1 protein-coding gene is annotated in these 1,419 nt (G+C 68.1%); it reads left to right on the top strand.

The features are described from left to right. On the top strand, nucleotides 1-1,419 hold a 1,419-nt coding region (locus tag ACIGO6_RS41625; RefSeq protein ID WP_399886027.1), incomplete at both ends, for a methylmalonyl-CoA mutase.

Here is a 1,419-nt window from a genome sequence, read left to right as displayed (position 1 = left end):
GGAGAAGCTGGGTGAGCCGGGGAAGTACCCGTTCACGCGGGGTGTGTATCCGTCGATGTACACGGGGCGGCCGTGGACGATGCGTCAGTACGCGGGTTTCGGTACGGCGACGGAGTCGAATGCCCGTTACCAGCAGCTGATCGCCAACGGCACGATGGGGTTGTCGGTGGCGTTCGACCTGCCGACCCAGATGGGCCACGACTCGGACGCGCCGATCGCGAGCGGCGAGGTCGGCAAGGTCGGGGTGGCGATCGACTCGATCGACGACATGCGGGTGCTGTTCGGCGGGATCCCGCTGGACCAGGTGTCGACGTCGATGACGATCAACGCGCCGGCCGCGCTGCTGCTCCTGCTGTACCAACTGGTGGCGGAGGAGCAGGGGGTGAGCGCCGACCGGCTGACCGGGACGATCCAGAACGACGTGCTGAAGGAGTACATCGCGCGTGGGACGTACATCTTCCCGCCGAAGCCGTCGTTGCGTCTGATCGCGGACATCTTCAAGTACTGCCGGGCCGAGATCCCGAAGTGGAACACGATCTCGATCTCCGGCTATCACATGGCGGAGGCGGGTGCGTCTCCCGCGCAGGAGATCGCGTTCACGCTGGCGGACGGCATCGAGTACGTCCGCACGGCGGTCGCGGCCGGCATGGACGTCGACGACTTCGCGCCCCGCCTGTCGTTCTTCTTCGTGGCCCGTACGACGATTCTGGAGGAGGTCGCCAAGTTCCGGGCGGCCCGCCGGATCTGGGCGCGGGTGATGCGGGAGGAGTTCGGCGCGAAGAACCCCAAGTCGCTGATGCTGCGCTTCCACACGCAGACGGCCGGTGTGCAGCTGACGGCCCAGCAGCCGGAGGTGAACCTGGTCCGCGTCGCGGTGCAGGGCCTCGGCGCGGTCCTGGGCGGTACGCAGTCCCTGCACACCAACTCTTTCGACGAGGCCATCGCGCTGCCCACCGACAAGTCCGCGCGCCTGGCCCTGCGCACGCAGCAGGTCCTGGCGTACGAGACGGACGTGACGGCGACCGTCGACCCGTTCGCCGGCTCCTACGTCGTGGAGAAGATGACCGACGATCTGGAAACCGGCATCACCGACCTCCTGCGCAAGATCGAGGACCTGGGCGGTGCGGTCGCGGCGATCGAGCACGGCTTCCAGAAGAACGAGATCGAGCGCAGCGCCTACCGCATCGCGCAGGAGACCGACTCCGGTGAGCGGGTGGTGGTCGGCGTCAACCGGTTCCAGCTCGACGAGGAGGAGCCGTACGAGCCGCTCCGGGTCGACCCGGCCATCGAGGCGCAGCAGGCGGAACGCCTGGCCAAGCTCCGCGCGGAGCGCGACCAGCCTGCGGTGGACACGGCGCTGGCGGCCCTGAAGAAGGCCGCCGAGGGCGAGGACAACGTCCTCTACCCGATGAAGGACGC

Source organism: Streptomyces sp. NPDC053750 (assembly GCF_044544295.1).
In the GTDB taxonomy this organism is placed as follows: domain Bacteria; phylum Actinomycetota; class Actinomycetes; order Streptomycetales; family Streptomycetaceae; genus Streptomyces.
This window is presented reverse-complemented; position numbering and strand designations above follow the sequence as displayed.